The sequence below is a fragment of the Salinicola salarius genome, from assembly GCF_003206135.1.
GTDB classification, from domain to species: domain Bacteria; phylum Pseudomonadota; class Gammaproteobacteria; order Pseudomonadales; family Halomonadaceae; genus Salinicola; species Salinicola salarius.
On the sequence record NZ_PZJT01000014.1, the window covers coordinates 1 to 22,926 of the forward strand.

The 22,926-nt window shown below is 62.2% G+C and carries 21 protein-coding genes; 4 read left to right on the forward strand and 17 right to left on the reverse strand.

All coding sequences use genetic code 11. The annotated features are described in order from the left end of the window. Positions 1-133 precede the first annotated feature (133 nt). Together pssA and ilvC are read right to left on the reverse strand one after the other, a co-directional pair. Positions 134-1,006 carry a CDP-diacylglycerol--serine O-phosphatidyltransferase gene (gene pssA, locus DOM32_RS13320; protein WP_071230778.1) on the reverse strand — a complete coding sequence of 291 codons (873 nt, stop codon included), beginning with the start codon at positions 1,004-1,006 and terminating at the stop codon, positions 134-136. Between the two features lie 180 nt (positions 1,007-1,186). Continuing rightward, a complete protein-coding gene (ilvC, locus tag DOM32_RS13325) occupies positions 1,187-2,203 on the reverse strand; it encodes a ketol-acid reductoisomerase (RefSeq protein ID WP_071230777.1) in 1,017 nt (338 codons plus the stop codon). A gap of 194 nt (positions 2,204-2,397) precedes the next feature. On the opposite strand from ilvC, the gene ilvY reads away from it, so the two are divergent. Further along, positions 2,398-3,282, forward strand: coding sequence for an HTH-type transcriptional activator IlvY (ilvY, locus tag DOM32_RS13330; protein WP_071230776.1), 885 nt, complete (start codon positions 2,398-2,400; stop codon positions 3,280-3,282). Positions 3,283-3,369: 87 nt separating this feature from the next. On the opposite strand, the gene ilvN is transcribed toward ilvY, so the two are convergent. Continuing rightward, positions 3,370-3,861: an acetolactate synthase small subunit gene (gene ilvN, locus DOM32_RS13335; RefSeq protein WP_071230775.1), complete on the reverse strand. Its 492-nt coding sequence runs from the start codon at positions 3,859-3,861 to the stop codon at positions 3,370-3,372. After that, entirely contained in the window at positions 3,861-5,585 is a 1,725-nt protein-coding gene (locus tag DOM32_RS13340) for an acetolactate synthase 3 large subunit (protein WP_071230774.1), read from the reverse strand. The genes ilvN and DOM32_RS13340 overlap by 1 nt, the downstream gene beginning before the upstream one ends. Before the next feature lie 624 nt (positions 5,586-6,209). On the opposite strand from DOM32_RS13340, the gene DOM32_RS13345 reads away from it, so the two are divergent. Beyond that, positions 6,210-7,553 (forward strand): sugar porter family MFS transporter, encoded by a 1,344-nt coding sequence (locus DOM32_RS13345; RefSeq protein WP_110635275.1) that lies wholly within the window; start codon positions 6,210-6,212, stop codon positions 7,551-7,553. Between the two features lie 143 nt (positions 7,554-7,696). Here the strand turns inward: DOM32_RS13345 and clpB are convergent, their stop codons facing one another. The 3 genes from clpB to rluD form a co-directional block, all read right to left on the reverse strand. Beyond that, entirely contained in the window at positions 7,697-10,282 is a 2,586-nt protein-coding gene (gene clpB / locus DOM32_RS13350) for an ATP-dependent chaperone ClpB (RefSeq protein WP_110635279.1), read from the reverse strand. A 321-nt stretch (positions 10,283-10,603) separates the two neighbouring features. Next, positions 10,604-11,410, reverse strand: a complete 807-nt coding sequence (pgeF, locus tag DOM32_RS13355) for a peptidoglycan editing factor PgeF (RefSeq protein ID WP_071230771.1) — start codon at positions 11,408-11,410, stop codon at positions 10,604-10,606. Next, a complete protein-coding gene (rluD, locus tag DOM32_RS13360) occupies positions 11,410-12,366 on the reverse strand; it encodes a 23S rRNA pseudouridine(1911/1915/1917) synthase RluD (RefSeq protein WP_110635282.1) in 957 nt (318 codons plus the stop codon). Before rluD ends, pgeF begins: the two co-directional genes overlap by 1 nt. Before the next feature lie 146 nt (positions 12,367-12,512). On the opposite strand from rluD, the gene DOM32_RS13365 reads away from it, so the two are divergent. Beyond that, positions 12,513-13,325: an outer membrane protein assembly factor BamD gene (locus DOM32_RS13365; protein ID WP_071230782.1), complete on the forward strand. Its 813-nt coding sequence runs from the start codon at positions 12,513-12,515 to the stop codon at positions 13,323-13,325. A 116-nt stretch (positions 13,326-13,441) separates the two neighbouring features. Here DOM32_RS13365 and DOM32_RS13370 read toward each other — a convergent pair whose 3' ends face one another. Beyond that, positions 13,442-15,082: an NAD+ synthase gene (locus DOM32_RS13370; protein ID WP_071230769.1), complete on the reverse strand. Its 1,641-nt coding sequence runs from the start codon at positions 15,080-15,082 to the stop codon at positions 13,442-13,444. Between the two features lie 182 nt (positions 15,083-15,264). Beyond that, positions 15,265-16,380: a glycine oxidase ThiO gene (gene thiO, locus DOM32_RS13375; protein ID WP_110635285.1), complete on the reverse strand. Its 1,116-nt coding sequence runs from the start codon at positions 16,378-16,380 to the stop codon at positions 15,265-15,267. A gap of 59 nt (positions 16,381-16,439) precedes the next feature. On the opposite strand from thiO, the gene DOM32_RS13380 reads away from it, so the two are divergent. Next, positions 16,440-16,994 carry a GspH/FimT family pseudopilin gene (locus DOM32_RS13380; protein WP_110635288.1) on the forward strand — a complete coding sequence of 185 codons (555 nt, stop codon included), beginning with the start codon at positions 16,440-16,442 and terminating at the stop codon, positions 16,992-16,994. Positions 16,995-17,102: 108 nt separating this feature from the next. Here the strand turns inward: DOM32_RS13380 and DOM32_RS13385 are convergent, their stop codons facing one another. From DOM32_RS13385 to lspA, 8 genes are all read right to left on the reverse strand, one after another. Continuing rightward, on the reverse strand, positions 17,103-18,827 hold the full coding sequence (locus tag DOM32_RS13385) for a DUF7305 domain-containing protein (RefSeq protein WP_157957078.1): 1,725 nt from the start codon (positions 18,825-18,827) through the stop codon (positions 17,103-17,105). 29 nt (positions 18,828-18,856) lie between these two features. Then, positions 18,857-19,354: a PilW family protein gene (locus DOM32_RS13390; RefSeq protein ID WP_157957079.1), complete on the reverse strand. Its 498-nt coding sequence runs from the start codon at positions 19,352-19,354 to the stop codon at positions 18,857-18,859. 20 nt (positions 19,355-19,374) lie between these two features. Beyond that, entirely contained in the window at positions 19,375-19,854 is a 480-nt protein-coding gene (locus DOM32_RS13395) for a type IV pilus modification PilV family protein (RefSeq protein ID WP_244179929.1), read from the reverse strand. Next, complete coding sequence (locus tag DOM32_RS13400) at positions 19,835-20,296, reverse strand: GspH/FimT family pseudopilin (protein WP_276233078.1); 462 nt, start codon at positions 20,294-20,296, stop codon at positions 19,835-19,837. The genes DOM32_RS13395 and DOM32_RS13400 overlap by 20 nt, the downstream gene beginning before the upstream one ends. After that, entirely contained in the window at positions 20,286-20,741 is a 456-nt protein-coding gene (locus DOM32_RS13405; protein ID WP_071230762.1) for a type IV pilin protein, read from the reverse strand. Before DOM32_RS13405 ends, DOM32_RS13400 begins: the two co-directional genes overlap by 11 nt. A gap of 117 nt (positions 20,742-20,858) precedes the next feature. Next, positions 20,859-21,827, reverse strand: coding sequence for a 4-hydroxy-3-methylbut-2-enyl diphosphate reductase (gene ispH, locus DOM32_RS13410; protein ID WP_110635303.1), 969 nt, complete (start codon positions 21,825-21,827; stop codon positions 20,859-20,861). A 51-nt stretch (positions 21,828-21,878) separates the two neighbouring features. Next, entirely contained in the window at positions 21,879-22,337 is a 459-nt protein-coding gene (fkpB, locus tag DOM32_RS13415) for an FKBP-type peptidyl-prolyl cis-trans isomerase (RefSeq protein ID WP_110635306.1), read from the reverse strand. Next, a complete protein-coding gene (lspA, locus tag DOM32_RS13420; protein ID WP_110635309.1) occupies positions 22,334-22,897 on the reverse strand; it encodes a signal peptidase II in 564 nt (187 codons plus the stop codon). Before lspA ends, fkpB begins: the two co-directional genes overlap by 4 nt. Positions 22,898-22,926: the final 29 nt, after the last annotated feature.

Here is a 22,926-nt window from a genome sequence, read left to right on the forward strand (position 1 = left end):
CTTTACGGACCAGCGACCCGCTTGGCAAGTGTTGTTTGTCACTTTTTGCGCATTCGGTCAAAACCGTGCCCGGCAAAAACGACAACGCCCGCGCGGGGCGGGCGTTTCAGCGGCATGAGGCCACATTCAGCTTTCAGTCATCCTGCGAGTTCTGACCGCCGGCTTCGCTACGGCGCTTCTCCCTACGCCCCTTGTTCAATCGTCCCAGCGCCAGAATCGGGCCGGAAATGACGTAGCAGCCAAACAGAGCCAGCAGCATCACCGAAGGCTCGATGGAGATCAGCACGAACAACAGCACGATCGCCAACAGGAACACGAACGGTACCGGCCCCTTGAAATCGATCTCCTTGAAGCTGTGATAGCGCACGTTGCTGACCATCAGCACCCCGGCAGCGGCAACCACGACGGTCATCAACACCTTGAAGCCCAGCGACTCGGCGTCGAAGGTGTGAAAGACCCACACGCAGGCAGCCACGATGGCCGCCGCCGAGGGGCTGGGCAAACCGACGAACCATTTCTTGTCGATACTGCCGATCTGGACGTTGAAGCGGGCCAGGCGCAACGCGGCACCGGCAACGAAGATGAACGCTGCGATCCAGCCGATCTTGCCGATGTCCTGCAATATCCAGGTGAACGCAACCAGCGCCGGAGCCATACCGAACGAGACCATGTCGGCCAGGCTGTCGAACTCGGCACCGAAGGCACTCTGCGTATTGGTCAATCGCGCCACGCGTCCATCCAGCCCATCGAGCACCATGGCAACGAAGATCGCGATGGCGGCCTTGGCGTAGTCGCCGTTGATGGCAGCCACGATGGAGTAGAAGCCAGCAAACAGCGCCGAGAGCGTGAACAGGTTAGGCAGCAGATAGATGCCTCGGCGGCGTATCCGCTTGCCGTTCTCCACCGTTTCCTCGATGACTTCATCCTCGTCGTCGAACAATGGAGAGGTGGCACCAATGGTAATGGTCTCGGGCTCTTGCTCGTGGTGGCGGTCATCCTGCGTCATGAAGCGAGTCCTATAGTGGCGAGTGCGCTCGGGCATGTATAGCCAGCCCATTCTACAGCCTAGCGGGAATCTCGACAGATGCTCGCGCAAAGCGCCTGGCAAACGTCATGGGTTCGGCCAAACGAACAGGGGCGCGACAATCGTCGCGCCCCTGTCGAAACCAAACCTGCGGGTCGAGTCTTAGTTCTTGCTCTTGTCGACCAGCTGGTTGGCGGTGATCCACGGCATCATCGCGCGCAGCTTGGCTCCAACCTGCTCGACCGGGTGCTCGGCAGTCTGGCGACGGCGTGCGTTCAGCGAAGCGTAGTTGCAGGCGCCCTCGGCGATGAACATCTTGGCGTACTCGCCGTCCTGGATGCGCTGCAGCGCCTTGCGCATGGCGGCACGCGACTCGTCGTTGATGATCTCGCGGCCGGTGACGTACTCGCCGTACTCGGCGTTGTTGGAGATCGAGTAGTTCATGTTGGCGATGCCGCCTTCGTACATCAGGTCGACGATCAGCTTGAGCTCGTGCAGACACTCGAAGTAGGCCATCTCCGGCGCGTAACCGGCCTCGGTCAGCGTTTCGAAGCCGGCCTTGACCAGTTCGACCGCCCCGCCGCAGAGAACCGCCTGCTCACCGAACAGGTCGGTTTCGGTCTCGTCCTTGAAGGTGGTTTCGATGATCCCGCTGCGACCGCCGCCGATGGCCGCCGCGTAGGAGAGCGCGATCTCCTTGGCCTGACCGGACGCATTCTGATGAATGGCGATCAGATCCGGGATGCCACCGCCGCGGACGAACTCGGAACGCACGGTATGACCCGGCGCCTTGGGCGCGATCATGATGACGTCGAGATCGGCGCGCGGCTCGACCTGGCTGTAGTGGATGTTGAAGCCGTGAGCGAAGGCGATGGTGGCGCCCTCTTTCAGGTTCGGCTCGATATCCTGCTCGTAGATGACCTTCTGGTTCTCGTCCGGAGCCAGGATCATGACGACATCGGCGGTCTTGCACGCTTCGGCGACACTGGCCACCTTGAGACCGGCGCTTTCGGCCTTGGCAGCCGAAGAAGAGCCCTTGCGCAGACCGACGGTCACGTCGACCCCGGACTCTTTCAGGTTGTTGGCGTGAGCGTGGCCCTGTGAGCCATAGCCGACGATCGTGACCTGCTTGGCCTGGATCAGGGAAAGGTCACAATCCTTGTCGTAATAAACGTGCATGTCGTACTCCGGAAATCGATGGGCCGTTGGCCCGGAACTGTCGTCACTCAATATCTGTCAGCGTTGATGGCCACTGGCGTCGTCTGGCGCGGCGCTCTTCGTTTTAGCCTGGAGCCACGATAAGCCAGGCAACTTGTTGCGTAAAACGCTATATTTGCAACGCGACATTTCAATTTCTGAAACGAAACAAGCCCATGGATTACCGTCCGCTCACCCAGTTTCTGGCCCTGGCCGACCATCTGCACTTCGGCCGGGCCAGCGATGCCTGCCATGTCAGCCCGTCGACACTGAGCCGCTCGATCCGCCAGCTCGAGGAGACGCTCGGCGTCACCTTGTTCGAGCGCGACAACCGCCATGTCACGCTGACGCGAGAAGGACAGCTGTTTCACTCCTACGCCAGGGAGACGCTGGAGCAGTGGCAGGCGATGCAGGCCACGCTGATGGCGGAAACCCGCGAGCTGGCCGGCGAGATCAGCATCTACTGCTCGGTCACCGCCAGCTACAGCTTCCTCTACCGCCTGCTGAGCCAGTTCCGCCTGCGCCATCCGCGTATCGAGATCAAGCTGCATACCGGCGACCCGGCGGACGCCATTGCCCGCGTGCAGGCCGAGAACGAGGACATCGCCATCACCGCGCGCCCGCGCAGCCTGCCGGATGCCCTAGCATTCAAGCCACTGGCGACCTCGCCGCTGGTGTTCATCGCGCCCCGTGACGGCGCCGACTGGCTGCCCGCCACGCCGGAAACGCCGACGCCCTCGCAGTGGAAAGGCGTGCCGATGATTTTGTCCGAATCCGGCCTGTCGCGGGATCATGCCGATACCTGGTTTCGGGCGATGGGCATCAGCCCGCGAATCTATGCGCAGGTGGCGGGTAACGAAGCGATCGTCAGCATGGTCGGACTGGGATTCGGGGTCGGCATCGTGCCGCGCATCGTGCTCGACAACAGCCCCTTGCTGGACCGGATCACGATCCTGCCGGTCAAGCCGGAACTCCCTCACTACGACGTCGGCCTGTGCGTGCTCAAGCGGCGCCTGAAGAGCGCGCTGATCGAGGCGCTGTGGGCTCAGTTGCCGAACTGATCCGACACGCCGGAGAGGCTAAATACGCAAAAACGCAAAACGCCCGACAGGATCGCTCCTACCGGGCGCCGAATTACCGCTGGCCACTTACAACGTGAGCAGCTTGTCTCCGCGAGCAATGCCCGACACGCCGGTCCGTGCCACTTCCAGAATGCCGATCGGCGCCATCGCCTGGATGAAGGCATCCAGCTTACCGGCATCGCCGGTGATCTGCACGGTGTAGACGCTCGGCGTGACGTCGACGATCTGCGCCCGGAAGATGTCCGCCGTGCGCTTCACCTCGTCGCGGGCCGCCCCCAGCGCCTTGACCTTGACCAGCATCAGCTCGCGCTCGATGTGGTTGCCCTCGGTCAGATCGACCAGCTTGACCACGTCGATCAGCTTGTTGAGGTGCTTGGTGATCTGCTCGATCACCCGGTCGTCGCCCACCGTGGTCACGGTTAGCCGCGACAGCGACGGATCTTCCGTCGGCGCCACGTTGAGGGTTTCGATGTTGAAGTTGCGCTGGGAGAACAGCCCCACCACGCGGGACAGAGCGCCCGGTTCGTTTTCCAGCAGAATCGAGATGATATGGCGCATCAGGTCCGCTCCGTCTTCGAAAGCAGCATGTCACGCATGGAGCCCAACGGCACCTGCATCGGATAGACGTGTTCGAATGGGTCGACGTAGATATCGAGGAACACGAGCTCGTTGGTATCGGCGAAGGCACGCTCCAGCGCCGGGGCCAGCTCTTCGTGCGTCGTTACCTTGATCGCGGTGAAGCCGTAGGCCTCGATCAGCTTGGCGAAATCCGGCAGCGACTCCATGTAGGAGTGAGCGTGACGGGACTTGTAGTTCAAGTCCTGCCACTGGCGCACCATGCCCAGCGACTGGTTGTTGAGATTGACGATCTTGACGCCGACATCGAACTGCTTACAGGTCGACAGCTCCTGCATCATCATCTGGAAGCTGCCTTCACCGGTGAAGCAGACCACGTCGTCCTGCGGGTAGCTGAGCTTGACGCCCATCGCCGCCGGAAAACCGAAGCCCATGGTGCCGAGGCCGCCAGAGGTGATGAAACGGTTGGGCTTGGCGAACTTGTAGTACTGCGCCGCGAACATCTGATGCTGGCCCACATCGGTAGTCACGAACGCCTCGCCGCGCGTGGCCCGATAGACCGCCTCGATCACCTCTTGCGGCTTGAGCGCTTCGCCCGGCTTCGAAGGTTCGTAGAGCCTGCCCTTGCGCTCGGCCCGCCAGCCATCGATGCTTTTCCACCATTCGCCCAGCGCCTCGGGATTGGCCGGCTCGCGGTCCTGGACCAGGCTGATCATCTCGTTGATGACGCTGCCCGCCGCACCGACGATCGGCACGTCCGCCCGCACGGTCTTGGAGATCGAGCTGGGGTCGATGTCGACATGGACGATCTTGGCCGTGGGGCAGAACTTCGAGGTGTTGTTGGTGACACGGTCGTCGAAGCGCGCGCCGATGGCAACGATCAGATCCGCGTGATGCATAGCCATGTTGGCTTCATAGCTGCCGTGCATCCCCAGCCACCCCAGCGACTGGCGGTCGCCCTGCGGATAACCGCCGATGCCCATCAGCGTGGTGGTGATCGGGAAGCCGAGCCGCTGGACCAGATCGGTCAACGCCTCCGAGGCTCGCCCGGTGACGATGCCGCCGCCGGTATAGAACACCGGACGACGCGCCTTGAGCATCATGTCGACGGCCTTCTTGATCTGGCCGCTATGCCCGCGCGTCACCGGGTTGTAGGAACGAATCTTGACCTTCTTCGGATAGACGTATTCGTAGCGCTCGGTGGGCGCGGTCATGTCCTTGGGAATATCCACCACCACCGGGCCGGGGCGGCCGGTCGAAGCCAGGTAGAACGCCTTTTTCAGGACTTCAGGGATCTCGCTGGGATGGCGGATCGAGAAGCTGTGCTTCACTACCGGCCGGGTGACACCGACGATATCGGTTTCCTGGAAGGCGTCTTCCCCGATCAGGTGACTGGCGACCTGACCGCACAGCACCACCATCGGAATCGAATCCATGTAGGCAGTGGCGATGCCGGTGACGGCATTGGTCGCACCGGGGCCGGAGGTGACCAGCACCACGCCGGGCTTGCCGGAAGCGCGGGCGTAGCCATCGGCGGCGTGGGTCGCGGCCTGCTCGTGACGAACGAGAATGTGTTGAACGCTATCCTGGCGGAACAGGGCATCGTAGATGTGCAATGCCGCGCCACCCGGATAGCCATAGATACGCTCGACGCCTTCGTCTTTCAGAAAGCGGGCGATCATATCGGCGCCGGAAAGTAATTCCACTGGTGAGTCTCCCCTGGAAGTTCGAGTGCCGCTTCGCGGTTCTGGTCACAAAACCGGGTCCGTGAACGATTGGCGCGATCCACGGAAACGAAGCTCAATCACGGCGGTAAGCCGCTGCCGACAGCCGAAACCGTCAGCGCCTGATGCCATATCCTGGCGTCCTGGGCCCGGGGTGGGGACCCGCACTCATAGGAACCGCCTGCGCCTCGGCGCCGACAGCTCCTGACACGGCAGATCGCCGCATCGGGGTTGGCGGGAACAGGCGTTTGGCCCGCGCCCTTCTTTCCTCAGAAAGATGTCCTTCGACAGGCGGGTAGAGGTCGCTCGGAACCTACCCTTCACGCAGCGGCTGGGGATCACCCGGAGTTTGGCTGCGCCCGCAATCAGGAACCGCCTAGATTCCACCAGCGGCCCGAGGCTGTCAACCTTCAGCGCCGCCAACCACGCCCCGGACACGGCGAGTCCCGAACCTCTCGGATGACGCCGACTAAAGTCGGTTCGCTTTTCGCAGCGCCAACGAGACATCGCTGCTGTACTGAACCGAAGACCCGTGTCGAGTCCTGTCTTATCGGCTCGGATACCGATCGATGACTCGCAGACAAACGACCCATGGGAGTAACGCGCATGTCCCCCATCGTGAAATGGTCCGCGTTCGTGGCCATGGCAGGCTTTCTGTTCGGCTTCGATACCGCCGTGATATCCGGCGCCGACAAACCCATCCAGGAGCTGTGGGGGCTGAGCGATCTCCAGCACGGGCTGTTCATCATGTCGATGGCGCTGTGGGGCACCGTTCTCGGCGCGATCTTCGGCAACTGGCCGACCGATCGCCTGGGGCGACGCACCACGCTCTTCATCATCGGCGTGCTCTACTTCGTCTCCGCCGTGGGGTCGGCGCTGGCCACCGACCCGTTCTGGTTTTCGTTCTTCCGCCTGATCGGTGGCTTCGGGGTGGGGATGTCCTCGGTTGCCGCGCCGGCCTACATCTCCGAGATCGCGCCCGCCGAACGGCGTGGCAACCTGGTCGCCCTCTACCAGTTCAACGTCGTGTTCGGGATCTTCATGGCCTATGTCTCCAACGCCATTCTGGGCAGTCTGCTCGGCGACGATGCCTGGCGCTGGATGGTCGGGATCGAGGCGATCCCTGCACTGGTCTACACGCTGGCGCTGCTCAAGGTGCCGGAGAGCCCGCGCTGGCTGATCCTCAACCGCAACGACACCCGCGCTGCCGCCGAGGTGCTGGACCAGATCGATCCGCACCGCGACAACCAGGCTCAGATCGAGGAGATCCAGGCGGCAGATCGCGAAGACAGCAAGGTGCATTCGCGCTTCTTCTCGCGCCGCTATCGCCTTCCCATCGTGCTCGCATTTCTGATCGCCTTCTTCAACCAGTTCACCGGCATCAACTTCGTGCTCTACTACGCGCCTCGTATCCTCGAGTCCGCCCAGTTGGGAGATAACGCCGCCCTGCTCTCGACGGCGGGAATCGGACTGATCATGGTGATCTTCACCATGATCGGCATGTCGCTGATCGATCGATTCGGCCGGCGGACGCTGATGTACATCGGCTCGGTGGGCTACATCATTTCGCTGTCGATCATCTCCCACGCCTTCTTCACCGATAACCTGGGCGGCGCGCTGATTCCGCTGCAGCTATGCCTGTTCGTCGCCGCCCATGGCATCAGCCAGGGCACGGTGATCTGGGTCTTCATCTCGGAGATATTCCCCAACCGCGAACGGGCCCGCGGGCAGTCGCTCGGCAGTTTCACGCACTGGTTCTTCGCCGCCGTCATCACCTTGGTCACGCCGTGGGTTCTGAGCGTGTTCAACGGCGGACCGGTGTTCGCCTTCTTCGCTTTCATGATGGTGCTGCAGATCGTCTTCGTCGCGTTCCTGATGCCGGAGACCAAGGGCGTCTCGCTGGAGAAACTGCAGCAGAAGCTATCGCCGAGAGGGGAGTCTCGAACGTAAAAAAGCCCGTGACATCGAGCGCCACGGGCGGGAAGACGGTCAGGACGCGACCGTTTGTCTTGGAAAGACTGTTTCTCTTGCAAAGACCGTTTGTCTTGGAAAGACAGAGCCGATCGGCCCGGCGGCACCGCCGGGCCGAGTCGTTACTTGTCGAAGGCCAGATGGTCGCCCTCGGCGCGAACGCGGATCGTGTCGCCCGGCAGGAATCGGCCCGACAGCAGATCCTGCGCCAGCGGGTTCTCGATCCGACTCTGGATTGCCCGCTTGAGCGGACGCGCACCGAACACCGGGTCGAAGCCGACCACCGCCAGTTGGGCCATCGCCTCGTCGCTGACAGCGAGCTTGAGGTCGCGCTCGGCGAGGCGGCTGCGCAGGCGGTCGAGCTGGATCGAGGCAATCGCCTGAATCTGCTCCTGACCCAGCGCGTGGAATACCACGACCTCGTCGATACGGTTGATCAACTCGGGCCGGAAGTGGTTGCCCACCACCGCCATCACCGCGTCGCGCATGGCGGAGTAGTCGCTATCATCGCCGCCCATGCGCTGGATCACGTCGGAGCCCAGGTTGGAGGTCATCACGATCACGGTATTGCGGAAATCCACCGTGCGCCCCTGGCCATCGGTCAGGCGGCCGTCTTCCAGCACCTGCAGCAGGATGTTGAACACATCCGGATGCGCCTTCTCGACCTCGTCGAGCAGCAGTACCGAATAGGGCTTGCGGCGGACGGCCTCGGTCAGATAACCGCCCTCTTCGTAACCAACATAGCCGGGAGGCGCGCCGATCAGCCGGGCCACGGAGTGCTTCTCCATGAACTCGGACATGTCGATTCGCACCATCGACTCCTCGGTGTCGAACAGGAAGTTGGCCAGCGACTTGCAAAGCTCGGTCTTGCCCACCCCGGTCGGGCCGAGGAACAGGAACGAGCCGTTGGGCCGATTCGGATCCGACAGCCCGGCGCGGGAACGGCGTACCGCGTTGGCCACCGCCCTGACCGCTTCGTCCTGGCCGATGACCCGCTCGTGCAGCGCCTCTTCCATGCGCAGCAGCTTGTCGCGCTCGCCTTCGAGCATCTTGGCCACCGGGATCCCGGTCCAGCGCGAGACGACCTCGGCAATCTCCTCCTCGGTCACGTTGGAGCGCAACAGCTGGTGTTGCGCAGTATCGGCGCTGGCGCTATCGCTGCTATCGGTGATCTGCTGCTCGAGCCTGGGAATCACGCCGTACTGCAGTTCCGACATTCGTCCCAGATCACCCTGACGCCGGGCCGCTTCGAGGTCGATGCGCGCCTGCTCGAGATCGGCCTTGTACTGCGCCGCTCCCTGGATACTCGCTTTCTCGGCCTTCCACACCTCCTCGAGGTCGGCGTATTCGCGTTCAAGTTCGCCGATCTGGGTCTCGAGATTGTCGAGGCGCTTCTTGGACGCCTCGTCGGTCTCCTTCTTCAGCGCCTCGCGCTCCATCTTGAGCTGAATGAGACGCCGGTCGAGGCGATCCATCTCTTCCGGCTTGGAGTCGAGCTCCATGCGGATCCGCGAAGCGGCTTCGTCGATCAGGTCGATCGCCTTGTCGGGCAGTTGACGATCGGTGATGTAGCGAGTCGACAGCTTGGCCGCGGCGATGATCGCCGAGTCGGTGATATCGACACCGTGGTGAACCTCGTAGCGTTCCTTGAGCCCCCGCAGAATGGCGATGGTGTCCTCCTCGGACGGCTCGTCCACCAGCACCTTCTGGAAGCGGCGTTCCAGCGCCGCATCCTTCTCGATGTACTGGCGATACTCGTCGAGCGTGGTCGCGCCGACGCAGTGCAACTCGCCCCGGGCCAGCGCCGGCTTGAGCATGTTGCCGGCATCCATCGCACCTTCGGCCTTGCCGGCGCCGACCATGGTGTGCAGCTCGTCGATGAACAGAATGACGCGCCCTTCTTCCTTCGCCAGTTCGTTGAGCACCGATTTCAACCGTTCCTCGAACTCGCCACGGAACTTGGCGCCCGCCAGCAGCGAGCCCATGTCGAGCGATAGCACTCGCTTCTCTTTCAGCCCCTCGGGCACCTCACCGTTGACGATGCGCTGCGCCAGTCCTTCAACGATGGCCGTCTTGCCCACGCCGGGCTCGCCGATCAAGACCGGGTTGTTCTTGATACGGCGCTGCAGTACCTGAATCGTGCGCCGGATTTCATCATCCCGGCCGATCACCGGATCGAGCTTGCCTTCGGTGGCCCGGGCGGTCAGGTCGAGGGTGTATTTCTCCAGCGCCTCGCGCTTCTCCTCGGCGTTGGCGTCATCGACATTGGCGCCGCCGCGCAGCTCGCCGATCGCGGTCGCGAGACGCTTGCGATCCAGCCCCGCCTGGGCCAGCACCTTGGTAAGCCCGTTCTTCATGTCCAGCGCGGCAAGCAGTACCAGTTCGATGGCGATGTACTGATCGCCACGGGTCTGGGCCTCGCGATCGGCAAGGTTGAACAGCCGCGCCAGATCCTGGCTCATGCTGACGTTGCCATCGAACTGACCTACCTCGGGGAGATTGCCGAGATAGCCGACTAGTCCTTCCCGCAATCGACTGACATCGCCACCGGCTTTTTGCACCAGCCCCTTGATGCCGCTGTCGCGCATATCGAGCAAGGCCATCAGCAGATGGCCGGGATCGAGTTGATTGTGTCCGCGTCCTACCGCCAGCGATTGTGCCTCGGCCAGCGCATTTTGTAGCTTGGTTGTCATGCGATCCATACGCATATCGTCACCTCCAGAAGCCGGCGCAAGGGGTCTTGGCGGCTCGTCGTTTTCATCGGTTGACTATAAGATGGCGGTATGTTTGGACTTTTCAAGCGAGTCGAATGAAGAATTCGCTGCGGCAGGCTGTCGCATGAGAATTGCATTCAGGAAGCCGACCACAGACGTGAAAAGTCGCTGGCGGTAGCAGACTTGCGCCGCCGGACGGCGCTGAACATCACGAAGATTCAGCGAAGAGCATTCAATGGTAGAAAGCTGGAGCTGGAGCTGGAGCTGGAGAGCAGGCTGACGGTGAAAAGTCGAACTCAGACACCAAAGCGGTCGTCAGCGCAGCCAGATCACGCTGGCCATTCGCCCGGTATGCCCATCATCGCGGCGATGGGAGTAGAAACGGGATTCGCACGCCGTGCAGAAATGGCCGCCGCTGATCGAGAAAACGCCGATGCGCTCCAGGCGAAGCCGGGCGAGCCGATAGAGATCCGCCATGTAATGGTTCAGGCGATAGGGGCTGCGCTCGAACGCACTCTCGGCATCGGGCTGCATGGCGACGAAGGCTTCGAAGACTTCCGGCCCGACCTCGAACTGGGCGTTGGAGATTGCCGGCCCCATCCACACCATCAGCTCTTCGGGGTCGACACCCAGCGCTGCCACGCTGGCTTCCAGCACACCGCCAGCAAGACCGCGCCACCCGGCATGAGCCAAGCCGACACGCGTTCCCTGCCGATCGCAGAAAAAGACCGGCAGACAGTCCGCGGTGAGAATGACGCAGGCATGGCGACGGTCGAATGCCACCGAGGCGTCGGCTTGCGGCGGCTGCCGGCGATAACGCGACTGATAGTGCTGGACGACGCGGGCGCCATGCACCTGATCGAGCCACAGCAGCGGCCGCTGGTCGCCGATTTCGGTCACCAGCCGATCCCGGCAGCGAACCACGGTATCGGGATCGTCGCCAACGTGAGCCGCCGGATTGAACGCCGCGAAATCGCCCCGGCTGGGGCCGGTTTCGCGCGTGGTGACGAAGGCTCCGACCGTGCTCGGCGCGGGCCAGTCGGGCAGCAGCAGGGTCGGCGCGTCTACCGACGATGTCTCGGGTTCGTTCGCCAGTATCGACGAATCATGTTCGGAACTCATCAATCGGACTCCTGATCCTCGCGCAGCGCGTCCAGCAGTAGAAACATGTCGTCCGGCAGCGGCGCCTTGCACTCGATCGGCGCCCCGCTGACCGGATGCTCGAAGCGCAGCTTGTGGGCATGCAGCGCCTGGCGCGGAAATTCCCTCAGCAGCGTCTTCAGTGATTCACCGGCACCGGCCGGCATTTTCAGCCGCCCGCCGTATACCGGATCACCGACCAGCGGATAGCGAACGTGCGCCAGATGCACGCGGATCTGATGCGTCCGCCCGGTCTCGAGCCGGCAGCGAACATGGGTATGGGCACGAAAGCGCTCGTTGACCCGATAATGCGTGACCGCCGGCTTGCCCGAGGCCGTGACCGCCTGACGCTGGCGGTCCTTGGGGTGACGGCCGATCGGTGCATCCACCTTGCCGCCCGCGGTCATTGCGCCGACCACGATGGCATCGTATTCCCGCGAGACGGTTCGTGCCTGCAACTGAGCCACCAGAGCCGTCTGCGCCGTCAGCGTCTTCGCCACCATCATCAGGCCGGTGGTGTCCTTGTCGAGACGGTGGACGATCCCCGCCCGGGGAATCGCCGCCAGCGGCGCATGGTGGTACAGCAGCGCGTTGAGCAGCGTGCCATCGGGGTTGCCGGCAGCGGGGTGCACCACCAGGCCGGCAGGCTTGTCGATGACCATGACATCGTCATCCTCGAAGACGATGGACAGCGGAATCGCCTGAGGCTCCCACCGGACTTCCTCTTCGAGCCGGGTATCGAGCGCTAGCCGCTCGCCACCGATCACCTTATCCTTGGGTCTGGCCTTTTGCCCATCGACTGTCAATTCCCCCTGCTGAATCCACCCCTTGAGGCGTTCTCGCGAGAATTCGGGGAACATTTCGGCTGCGGTCTGGTCAAGACGTCGCCCGGCCAAATGCTCGGGTATGCGCTCGTCACGCTTCAAGATATCGGCCATACGTGGGGATCGGTTCCGTTTCGCCGGTACGTTTCGCCGCTGCGTTTCGTCGGCGCGTTTCGTCGGTACAAGGGTTTGCTTTATAGTGGGTCGGATTCGGCGGATTCTAGCACGGCCGCCAAGGAATGGTTGATACGAGGATGATGATGCGATTTTCTGCGCGATGTTCTGCTCTGGCTGCCATGTTGGTGGCAGGCGCCCTGCTCGCTGGCTGTGCCAGCAACGAGCCGGCCCCCGACCTGCAGGAGCAGGAACTGTACCAGCAAGCCCAGAGTTCCCTCGACGCCGGCCGTTACAGCACCGCCGTTACCCAGTTGGAGGCTCTGGATACCCGCTTCCCGTTCGGTCGCTATGCCGAGCAGGCCCAGCTGGAACTGATCTACGCCTATTACGAAGTCGAGGACTGGGAGAAGACCCGGGCCGCTGCCAGCCGATTCATCCGCCTTCATCCCGATCATCCGCAGGTCGACTACGCCTACTACATGCGCGGTCTCGGTGCCTATCAGGCGGGGCGCTTCAGCCTCGAAAGCCTAGAGCTGATCGATATCTCCAAGCGTGACCTGGGCGCGTCCCGCGATGCCTACGTCGACTTCGGCGAACTGGTACGCCGCTTCCCCGACAGCGCCTACGCGCCGGATGCCCGTCAGCGCATCATCTATCTGCGCAACGTCATGGCACGTCACGAGTTGCAGGTTGCCGACTTCTATCTGCGCAAGGGCGCCTACGTCGCGGCCGTCGAACGCGGCCGCTGGGTCATCGAGCATTATCCGAAAGCCGAAGCCACCCGCGATGCCCTGGCGGTCATGGTCGAGGGCTATCTCGGCCTGAACATGCGGGATCGCGCGCAGACCGTACTTCAGACACTGATCGAGAACGACCCCGACAACAGCCAGCTCGATGGCGACACCTTCGTGCCCAAGCACGTCGATGTCGATCCGCCGCTGGCGCTCAAGGGCTGAAGCTGCGAGCTGCGAGCTGCGAGCTGCGAGCTGCGAAAACCAGCATTGCGGTTTACCGTAAAGAAGAAAGTCAGCGATGAACGTCGCTGGCTTTCTTCATAGACCGTAGCCCGTAGCTAGTTTCCCGGCTTCCACCCGTTGACGATGGGATAGCGCCGGTCGCGTCCGAATCCTCTGAGCGTCACCCTCACACCTACCGGCGCCTGTCGTCGCTTGTATTCGCTGCGATCGACCAGCTTGACCACCTGATAGACGTCGTCGCGCTCGAATCCTGCCTCGATGATCGCCTCGGCGCTCATGTCGCCTTCGATGTAACGTTCGAGAATTGCATCCAGCACGTCGTAACCGGGCAACGAGTCGCTGTCCTGCTGATCCGGCGCCAGCTCGGCGGAGGGCGGCCGCGTGATCACCCGCTCGGGGATCGCCGGCTCCTGGGCGTTGCGCCAGTTGGCCAGGCGATAGACCCAGGTCTTGTAGACGTCCTTGAGCGCGTTGTAGCCACCGACCATGTCGCCGTAGAGCGTGGCGTAGCCCACCGCCATCTCGCTCTTGTTGCCGGTGGTCTGGACCATCAACCCCTTCTTGTTCGAGATCGCCATCAGCAGCACACCGCGCACGCGAGACTGCAGATTCTCCTCCGTGGTATCGGCCGCCAGCCCTTCGAAGCTCTCGGCAAGCGTTGCGCTGAAAGCCTCGACCATCGGCGCAATCGGCATCACCTCATAACCGACACCCAGCATCTTCGCCTGTTCGGCCGCGTCGGCCTGGGAGATCTCGGCGGTGTAGTGATAAGGCATCATCACGGCATGGACCCGATCCGGCCCCAGCGCATCAACCGCAATGGCCAGCGACAGCGACGAATCGATACCGCCGGAAAGCCCCATCACCACGCCCTTGAAGCCGCTCTTGTTGACGTAGTCGCGAAGCCCGGTGACCAGCGCGCAGTAGAGATTCTCCTCGGCCCCAAGCAGCGGCTCGCGCTCCCCCGCCTGAGGAATCCAGCTGCCGCCCTCCCGGGTGAACCGGACCGGCATCAGCCCGACCTGCCAGAATGGCGCGCGCACGGCGACGTCACCGGCAGCGTCCAGCACCAGCGAGCCGCCGTCGAACACCAGCTCGTCCTGGCCGCCGATGGCATTGACGTACACCAGCGGTCTGTCGACTTCCCGTGCGCGCTCGGCAAACAGGCGCTCGCGCTCGGCAGGCTTGTCGAGATGGAACGGCGACGCGTTGAGCGTCACCAGAATGTCGGCGCCGGCCTCGGCGGACCGACGCACTGGCGCGCCATCCCAGAGATCCTCACAGATCAGGATACCGAGTCTGGCGCCCCGATGTTCTATCACCAGCGGCTCGCTTCCAGGTTCGAAATAACGATCTTCGTCGAAAACCTGATAGTTGGGCAGCGCCTGCTTGGCATACTCGCCGCGCCACTGGCCACCCAGCAATACGCCGGCCAGATTGCGGCGCGCGCCCTGGCGCATGCCCGGATAGCCGATGATGACCAGCGTCTCCGGCGCGATCCTGTCGATCTTGCGGGCCATCTCCGCCAACGCCTCCTGCAGGCGCGATTCCATCGCCTCGCGCAGCAGTAGATCCTCCGGCGGGTAACCGGTCAGGAACAGCTCGCTGAACACGACCACATCCGCGCCGTGCTCGAGTCGCGCCTCGCGTACCGCTTCGATGGCTGCCGCGGTATTGCCGGCGATATCGCCCACCAGCGGGTCCAGCTGCGCCATCACCAGGGTCAGATCTTGCATCGGTCTACATTTCTCCAAACAGATGGGATTCTCGATATCGAAGACGTCTCCCGATCGAGAGCCCTCCGACGAGTGACGGCGCGCCTGGCGCTCGGATCGCTATCGAACAGAAAACCGTTGCCACGACAGCGCTTTCCGCCATTTTCGCGCATGCCATCCACGGAGGCAAAACCCGCCCATGCTCAACGAACCGACACATCGGAGCCGAGGAGGCGCGAGCCGGGCAGATAGGGGGAAGGGTCGACGATGGGCTCGCAGCCGATCAACTGATCGACCAGCAGCCGCGTGGCAGCCGGTGCCAGAACCAGCCCATTGCGATAGTGGCCGGCGTTGACGTGAAGCCCCTCGAACGTTGGCACTGTACCGATCATCGGCACTCCATCCGGCGAACCCGGCCGCAGCCCCGCCCAATGGTGCTCCACCGGACACTCGGCCAGCGCGGGCACGATGGAGAGCGCGCTGGCATGCAGCGAGTCGCGGGCCTCACGGGTCGTCTGCTTGTCGAAGCCGACCTCCTCCAGCGTCGAGCCCGCCAGCACCCGGCCATCACCGCGGGGAATGACATAACGCCCATCCTTGAGAACGACCCGCTCGACCAGCCCCGGCGGCGCCTTGAACAGAATCATCTGCCCTTTGACCGGCCGAACCGGCAGTTCGATGCCGATACTTGCCAGCAACCCTTGCGACCAGGCACCGGCGCAGACGACGGTCTGGCCCGCCCGGATCGCACCCTGCGACGTCGCCACGCCGCGAATGGCCGCCCCTTCACGAATCAGCGCCGAGACCTCGCACTGCTCGTGCAGGCCCACCCCCGGCATCTGCAACAGACGCGCACGCAGCGCCTGGCCCAGCCGCGGGTTGCGAATGCTGCCGAGCGTCGGCATCCATAATGCACTATCGAAGCCCGGCGCGGCGTTGGGCTCCTTGGCGTAGAGCGTGTCAGCGTCGATGCGGTTCAGCGGCTTGGCCACCTCCCGCGCCCAGGCGAGCGCGACATCGACATCCTCGACCCGCAGATAGAGCAGGCCTTTCTGGCGATATTCGGGATCGATGCCGGTTTCCTCGAGCAGCCGGCCGGCCAGCTCCGGATAGCGCCCTTCGGACCAGCTCGACAACGCCGAGATCGCTTTCGAGTAACGCCACGGATAGAGCGGCGAGACGATGCCACCACCCGCCCAGGAGGCCTCCCTACCGCACTGGCCACGCTCGACCAGCGCCACCGAATGACCCGCATCCGCCAACTGCAGCGCCGTCATCATGCCGATGACCCCGCCGCCCACGATCAAGAAATCCTGCATGCTGTCGATATCCTGACAAAAGGGCGATTCTATCACTTGCTCAGACCCCGGACGCCGCAATGGACTCTCGCGCGACACCTTCACAATCGCCTGCTGGCCGTTACGAAAAGCGGACGCGACAAGCAGGTTTTACGCTGATCGAGTTGCTGATCGTTCTTGTCGTGCTCACGATCCTCGTCACGATGGTCACGCCAAGTATCCAGAGGTTGATGGCACAGCAGCGCGTCTCGACCGAAGTTCTGCGCTTGCGCAATGCCCTGCAGTTGGCGAGAAGCCTTGCCATCACACGACATACGACCATGACGATATGCCCCAGTCATGACCGCCAGGTTTGCACCCCCGAAGACTGGACGGCACCCCTGATGATCGTGCAGGGCCCCGCCGATGACGACACGCTGGAGGACGAAATCGTTCTCCGGGAGCTGAGCGCCAGCCAGGTCGTTTCCGTCACCTACCGGAACGATGGGCGCCTCGTGCGCTTCAAGCCGATGGGCTGGTCGACAGGCCATAACGGTACTTTCGAGATCTGTGGCCAGTATGGCGAAGGGGCTCAGGTGGTTCTGAGCAATCTGGGAAGAATACGAACATCCGGAGAGACACCGCCCGGCTGCTGATCAGGCTCTGTACGAAATTGCCTGCGCTCGGCCAGACGGCGGTAAAATCAGCTCACTGAACCGCATTCAGAACGTCCGAAGGGCGAGCGGAGCGAGTAGTGCACTCATTTACAGCCAGGTGAAAGAGATCCCTCCCGTCCCCCCGGCACTCTCACCATTGGTGCCTACGGTCGATTCCATCAGCGCCTCGTCGTAATGGATGCCCGCGCCGCCGGACACCTCGACACGTCTGCCTTTCACGGCGCCATACAACCCCCCGCTGCCAGCGACGTTCACGGTGCTGTACGGCGCAAAAATGGTGCCCTTGAATGCAGAGCTTCCGGTGATATTGACGCCTGCATTCCAGGCGGGGGCATCACCATCGTCAAAAGTCGAGTAGAGGGACAGGATCGGGTTGCCCTCTTCATCGGTCGGGCTGTCGGAGGCAACATCCAGGCCACTGGACAGACTAAAACGCCCATCGGTAACTATTTTCAATGAACTGCCTTCGGCAACGCTGAACGTGGCGCCGCCTCCGATGTTGATATCGCCCTTGACGTAGAGCGTCATGTCGCCACCGTCCACGACGAAATTGGCGCTGCCGCCCAGCGAAAAACTATCCAGCACCAGTACGTTGGTGGGCTCGGGAAACACGCCGTCGATCATGACATCACGCGTGACCTGATAGCGCTCGGGGTTGGGTACGCTGTTATTGTTACTGTCCGCAGGTACCTGTATCCCGTACGGCGTCAATTTATAGGTCCGATTGCCGCCACCGATCGATAGGCTACCCGACGAGGCATAAGGTGTCAGCGCATCGCTCAAATCACCGATCGTCGCGCCATCGGATGTGATAAAGGAATCGCAGCTCGATGTCGCCACCTTGCCCACGTTGGGTGACGAGCGATTAATGCTTCCGCCCACCTGCTCCTCTACATCGCGATTGGTCGTGGTGCGTACGACTGGCGCGGTGGCATTGCCTTCGATACTTGACCCCCAATTACCGGTCACGATTTCCGTGTTCGCTTCGGCATTACCTGCGATGGTACCGCTGCCGGTCAGACGTATCGCCTGATTTGACGCGACATTGCCTCGAATATCCGCCCCACCATTACTAATTACGATGTCTCCATTCGCCTTCAGATTACCGTAGATAGTGCCAGAATTGCCGACTTCGATTCCCCCCGACGACACAACATCTCCATAAAACGGTTGCCCCGTACTCAGGACAATATCGCCTCCCGGAGCATTGGATTGGATTTTCGCGTTACTACGCCCCTGATTCTCACCACCGTAGCTTCCTTCACGAGAATCATAACTATCTATAGCACCACCGCCTGATACATTGACACCCTCACAGCCCAGCAACACCGAACCATATGCACCACCAGACGTACCGCCATCCACCTCAATAATCAATGGCTGGCCCACGAACGGCTTCGAGCCTCGTGATATGGCACTCCAGGCAACGATATAGTTGCCCGCTTTTCTGTCCTGAAACTCCTCGCCCTCGGGCACTTCGATATAGCAGGCGGCTGCGGTCATATCATCAGCAGCCTCGATCAGACAGCTCTTGCCGCCGTCATTCTCGGTCTTCGCGGCGAAACTTTGAAAGCCGTCCTGATCCATGTCGATATTGCTGGGCAAGGTAATGGCGGAGGCACCAGCGCGCACTTCGGAAGCCAGTGACATGGCGGTACGTTCCGTGAACAGAGCCGTTCTGGTGGACAGTTTATAGTTGCCGGCCATTTTCTCGTCGATCTGCGACGACTGCATGCTAGCCAGGCCAATCATGGTCGATATCGCTACGATGCCAAGCACCACGATCAAGGCAGCGCCACCTTGTCTCTTCATGGCAAGCCTTCCATATCCCTTCTGCATATCTACAAGGCTCCCATGGACTGATTGCGATTCATGACGACAAGGGTGATCTCCTTGTTGTTCTCGAACGTGATGGTGACTGGACACAACTCGTTCGCCGCGGTTTCGCACTTGTCTTTCGGCACGTCTAGGTGAGAGAAACCATTGAGAACGGGCTGCCCGTCGACATAAAGACTCAGCCCATCCTCGCTATCGGGGTCACCGCTCCAGCGATAGGTTCTTTCGTCACCGTCTCCCAGTGTCAGGATGACGACTTCGCCTTCATCGTCATTCTCGATCGTCACGTCGATCGCACGGCGAATATCTCCGATCAGGCTATCAGCCAAATAGGACAGGACGGCCTGGCGCTGACTTAGCCGCTGCGTCGCCTGCTGATTCTGTATGCCGATCATGAAGAGCCTTTCGGCCCCCAGCGCTATCAGCAGCCCGATCGCCATGGCGATCAGCAACTCGACCAGGCCAAATCCACGGTGGCGGGCCGGATAGCGCTCGGCGTCCACGTTCCCGTTCAGGTTCACGTTCATGTTCCTAACTTGGGCAGTCCGACTTCGTAGCTGTACGTTACAGAATCGCCGCCGTTTTCCCATCTCACCTCGATGGTGTAATCGCAACTGTCGCCCGATGCACTGTCAGCCGACGACTTGGTCTTCTGCTTGACTGCATTTCCGGACAAAAGGCCAGGAAGGTGGGATTGCCAGTTGTCGTACCAGTCGGCCGCGATCTCGCTACCCTTCGGACACTCGCTTCCTCCTGCCCCGGCCTTGTGGGCCGCCCAGAGACGCTCGACGGCATCCTGGGCCGCCAGCGAAGCGAGCGTGCGCTGGTATCCGGCCTGCGCCCCCTGAAGGGATTTGAGCTGTAAGCCACCGACGGCCAGCAGGCCGATTCCCAGCACCGCGACCGCAACCAGCACTTCGATCAGGCTGAAGCCCCGGGCGCGGCCGCTGCCCCAACACGGGGGAACAGGCAGCGACTGTCGATCATGGCGTCTTGTCATCATTTCGTTTGCCGATATAGCCAATCGGGGAAATCCACAATGTTTTGTCGGCAATCTCTATTTTCTTCTCCGGACACAGGGAGTCGGAATCGCACTGTAACCGGCCCACCTCATTGAACGTAACGTTCCATGTTCGCGTCACGCCGCCGCCCCGAAAGCTTTCTCTAAGCGGTGGGCCATCCAGACCATCAACCACCAGTGTCCAGCCGCCGCCTTCTCTCGGTGCCAGCGTGACGGAAACGCTCTCGCCCTCCGATATCGCCATGCTTCGTGCCTGCCGCAAGCCGCCGGCAATGTCGTTATAGTCGCTGGCAATGCGGTTATGGGTGAACAGCGACTGCATGCCCGGCACGGCCACTGACGCCAGAATCGCGACGATGGCGAGGGTTGCCAACAGCTCCAGCAGCGTGAATCCGCCCTGTCGTACGTCCCGGTTACCAGCCACAGTTGGCTTGGCTATCCGTGTTGTCTTCCAGCCCGTGCCGGCCAAGCTGGTCCAGCGTGAAAACGCCGCAAGTATCTCCCGCCTGTGAGCCGATGGGCTTCGCCTCCAGCTTGTACTCGCTTTCCCAGCTGTCGTCGGAACTCCCGGTAATCCGGTAATAGCCGCCTGTCTCCGCTCGTTCTGTCAAATCGACGCTACTGGCGCTCGGGTCCGCAATCGCGCACGAAGCGCCACTGTTACCGGCACTGGAGAAGTAAGCGCCCAGGTCGGCGTAGCAGCGCTCCAGTTGGCTCGCGATGTCCATCAAGGCGGTTTTGGCATAGGTACGCCGCGAGCTTTGCATGTAACTTGTGTAACTGGGGTAGGCAATACTTGCCAGGATCGCCACGATCAGCATGACGATCATCAGCTCCAGCAAGGTGAAGCCGTCCTCACGCTTTCGCATCACATACCTGCTCGATAGTTTGTTTCAGTCTGTATCAATCTATACAGGAGTGGCTGACGATCGTATATGAAAAAGCCGGACCTTGGTCCGGCTTTTCGTCAAATAGGCGTTGAAGTGTCAGTCGCTGACGATGACCTGCTCCCTGAGCTCTCGCGGCATCGAAAACGTGATGGTCTCGGCGCGCCCGGAGAGTTCTTCCGGCGCCTCGGCGCCCAGCGCCTGGAGCCTGTCGATCACGCCCTTGACCAGCACTTCCGGGGCGCTGGCACCGGCGGTGACGCCGATGGTCTCGACGCCTTCGAGCCAGCTCGGCTCGATCTGCTCGGCATCGTCGATCAGATAGGCCGGCGTGCCGACTCGCTCGGAGAGTTCGCGCAACCGGTTGGAGTTGGAGCTGTTGACGCTGCCTACGACCAGCACCAGTTGGGAACCTGCAGCCAGTTCGCGCACCGCATCCTGCCGGTTCTGGGTGGCATAGCAGATGTCATCCTTGCGCGGCCCCTGAATCTCGGGAAAGTGCTCGCGCAGCGCGTCGATCACCTTGGCGGTATCGTCCATCGAGAGCGTCGTCTGGGTGACGAATGCCAACCGCGAGGGATCGCGTACCGGCAGCCTGGCGACGTCGTCCTCGTCTTCGACGAGATAGATCGACCCGCCGTGGCTGTCGTCGTAACGCCCCATGGTGCCCTCGACTTCCGGATGGCCGGCATGGCCGATCAGGATGCACTCCTGGCCGCGCTTGGCGTAGCGCAGCACTTCCATATGCACCTTGGTCACCAGCGGGCAGGTCGCATCGAAGATCTCGAGGCCACGGCGTTCGGCTTCCACCTGTACGGCGCGGGAAACGCCGTGAGCGGAGAAGATCACGATGACGTCGTCGGGCACCTCGTCGAGCTCTTCGACGAAGATCGCCCCACGCTCCCGCAGCGAGTCCACCACGAAACGGTTGTGCACGACTTCATGGCGAACATAGATGGGCGGCCCGAAGACATCGAGCGCGCGATTGACGATGTCGATGGCACGATCGACGCCGGCGCAGAAACCGCGGGGATTGGCCAGCTTGATTTGCGTAGGAACCTTTGGCATAGCGACCTCGCTTGGTACGCCCGAATATCGTGGTGAAGGCGCAGTCCGGATTCAATGAGTCGTGGCTGGCTTCACGTCCAGAATTTCCACCTCGAAGGTCAGGGTACGCCCTGCCAGCGGATGATTGAAGTCGACCTCGACATGGCGCTCGTCGACGCTGGCGATCACGCCGGGCAGTTCGCCGCCGGCAGCGTCGGCGAACGACATCACCGTGCCCGGCTCCACGGCTTCCTCGAACGCATCGCGAGAGAGCCGCTGCACGTTCTGCGGATTGTGCTGGCCAAAGGCGTGCTCGGGCGAGATCTCGAACGCCCCTTCATCGCCGGCAGCCATGCCCTTGAGTGGCGCCTCGAAGCCCGGCGGCAGATTGCCGTCACCGAGCTGGAACGTGGCCGGCTGCTTGTCGCGGGTCGAATCGACGACTTCGCCGTCCTCGAGCTTCACCGTGAAATGCAGTGTGACCTCCATTCCGTCATCGATGCGATAGTCGTGCTGGCCGTTTTCGCTCATGAGTCACCCCTGGTCGAAGAAGATTGATCAGTCGAAGAAGATTGATCAGTCGAAGAAGATGGACCCTTGCGGGAATCCCGGGAGGCTTTCGGCCGGCGCGAATCGAACAGCGATTGCAGCACCAGACCGATCGCACCCAGCGTGATCGCGGTATCGGCGAGGTTGAACGCCGGGTAGTACCAATCGCCCCAGTGGAACGACAGGTAGTCGACCACGTAGCCGTGAACCAGGCGATCGTAGAGGTTGCCGATGGCGCCGCCGATCACCAGCGCCAGCGAGACCGCCGCCAGCGTCTCGCCGCGCTTGAGACGGGAGAGCCACACCGTTAGGCCGATACTAGCGCCGATGGCGATCAGCGCGAACAGCCAGCGCTGCCAGCCTGCGTGCTCGGCCAGGAAACTGAACGCCGCCCCGGTGTTGTGCAGAAGCGTCAGATTGAAGAACGGTAGCACTTCCAGCGGCCGACCGTACTCGAGATTCGCCGAAGCCAGCGCCTTGATGCCGAGATCAAGCACGATGACGACCAGCGACAGCCACAGCCAGCGCAGCGGACGCCGCATCGGCGCCCGCTCGACGGGTTGGTGAGAGG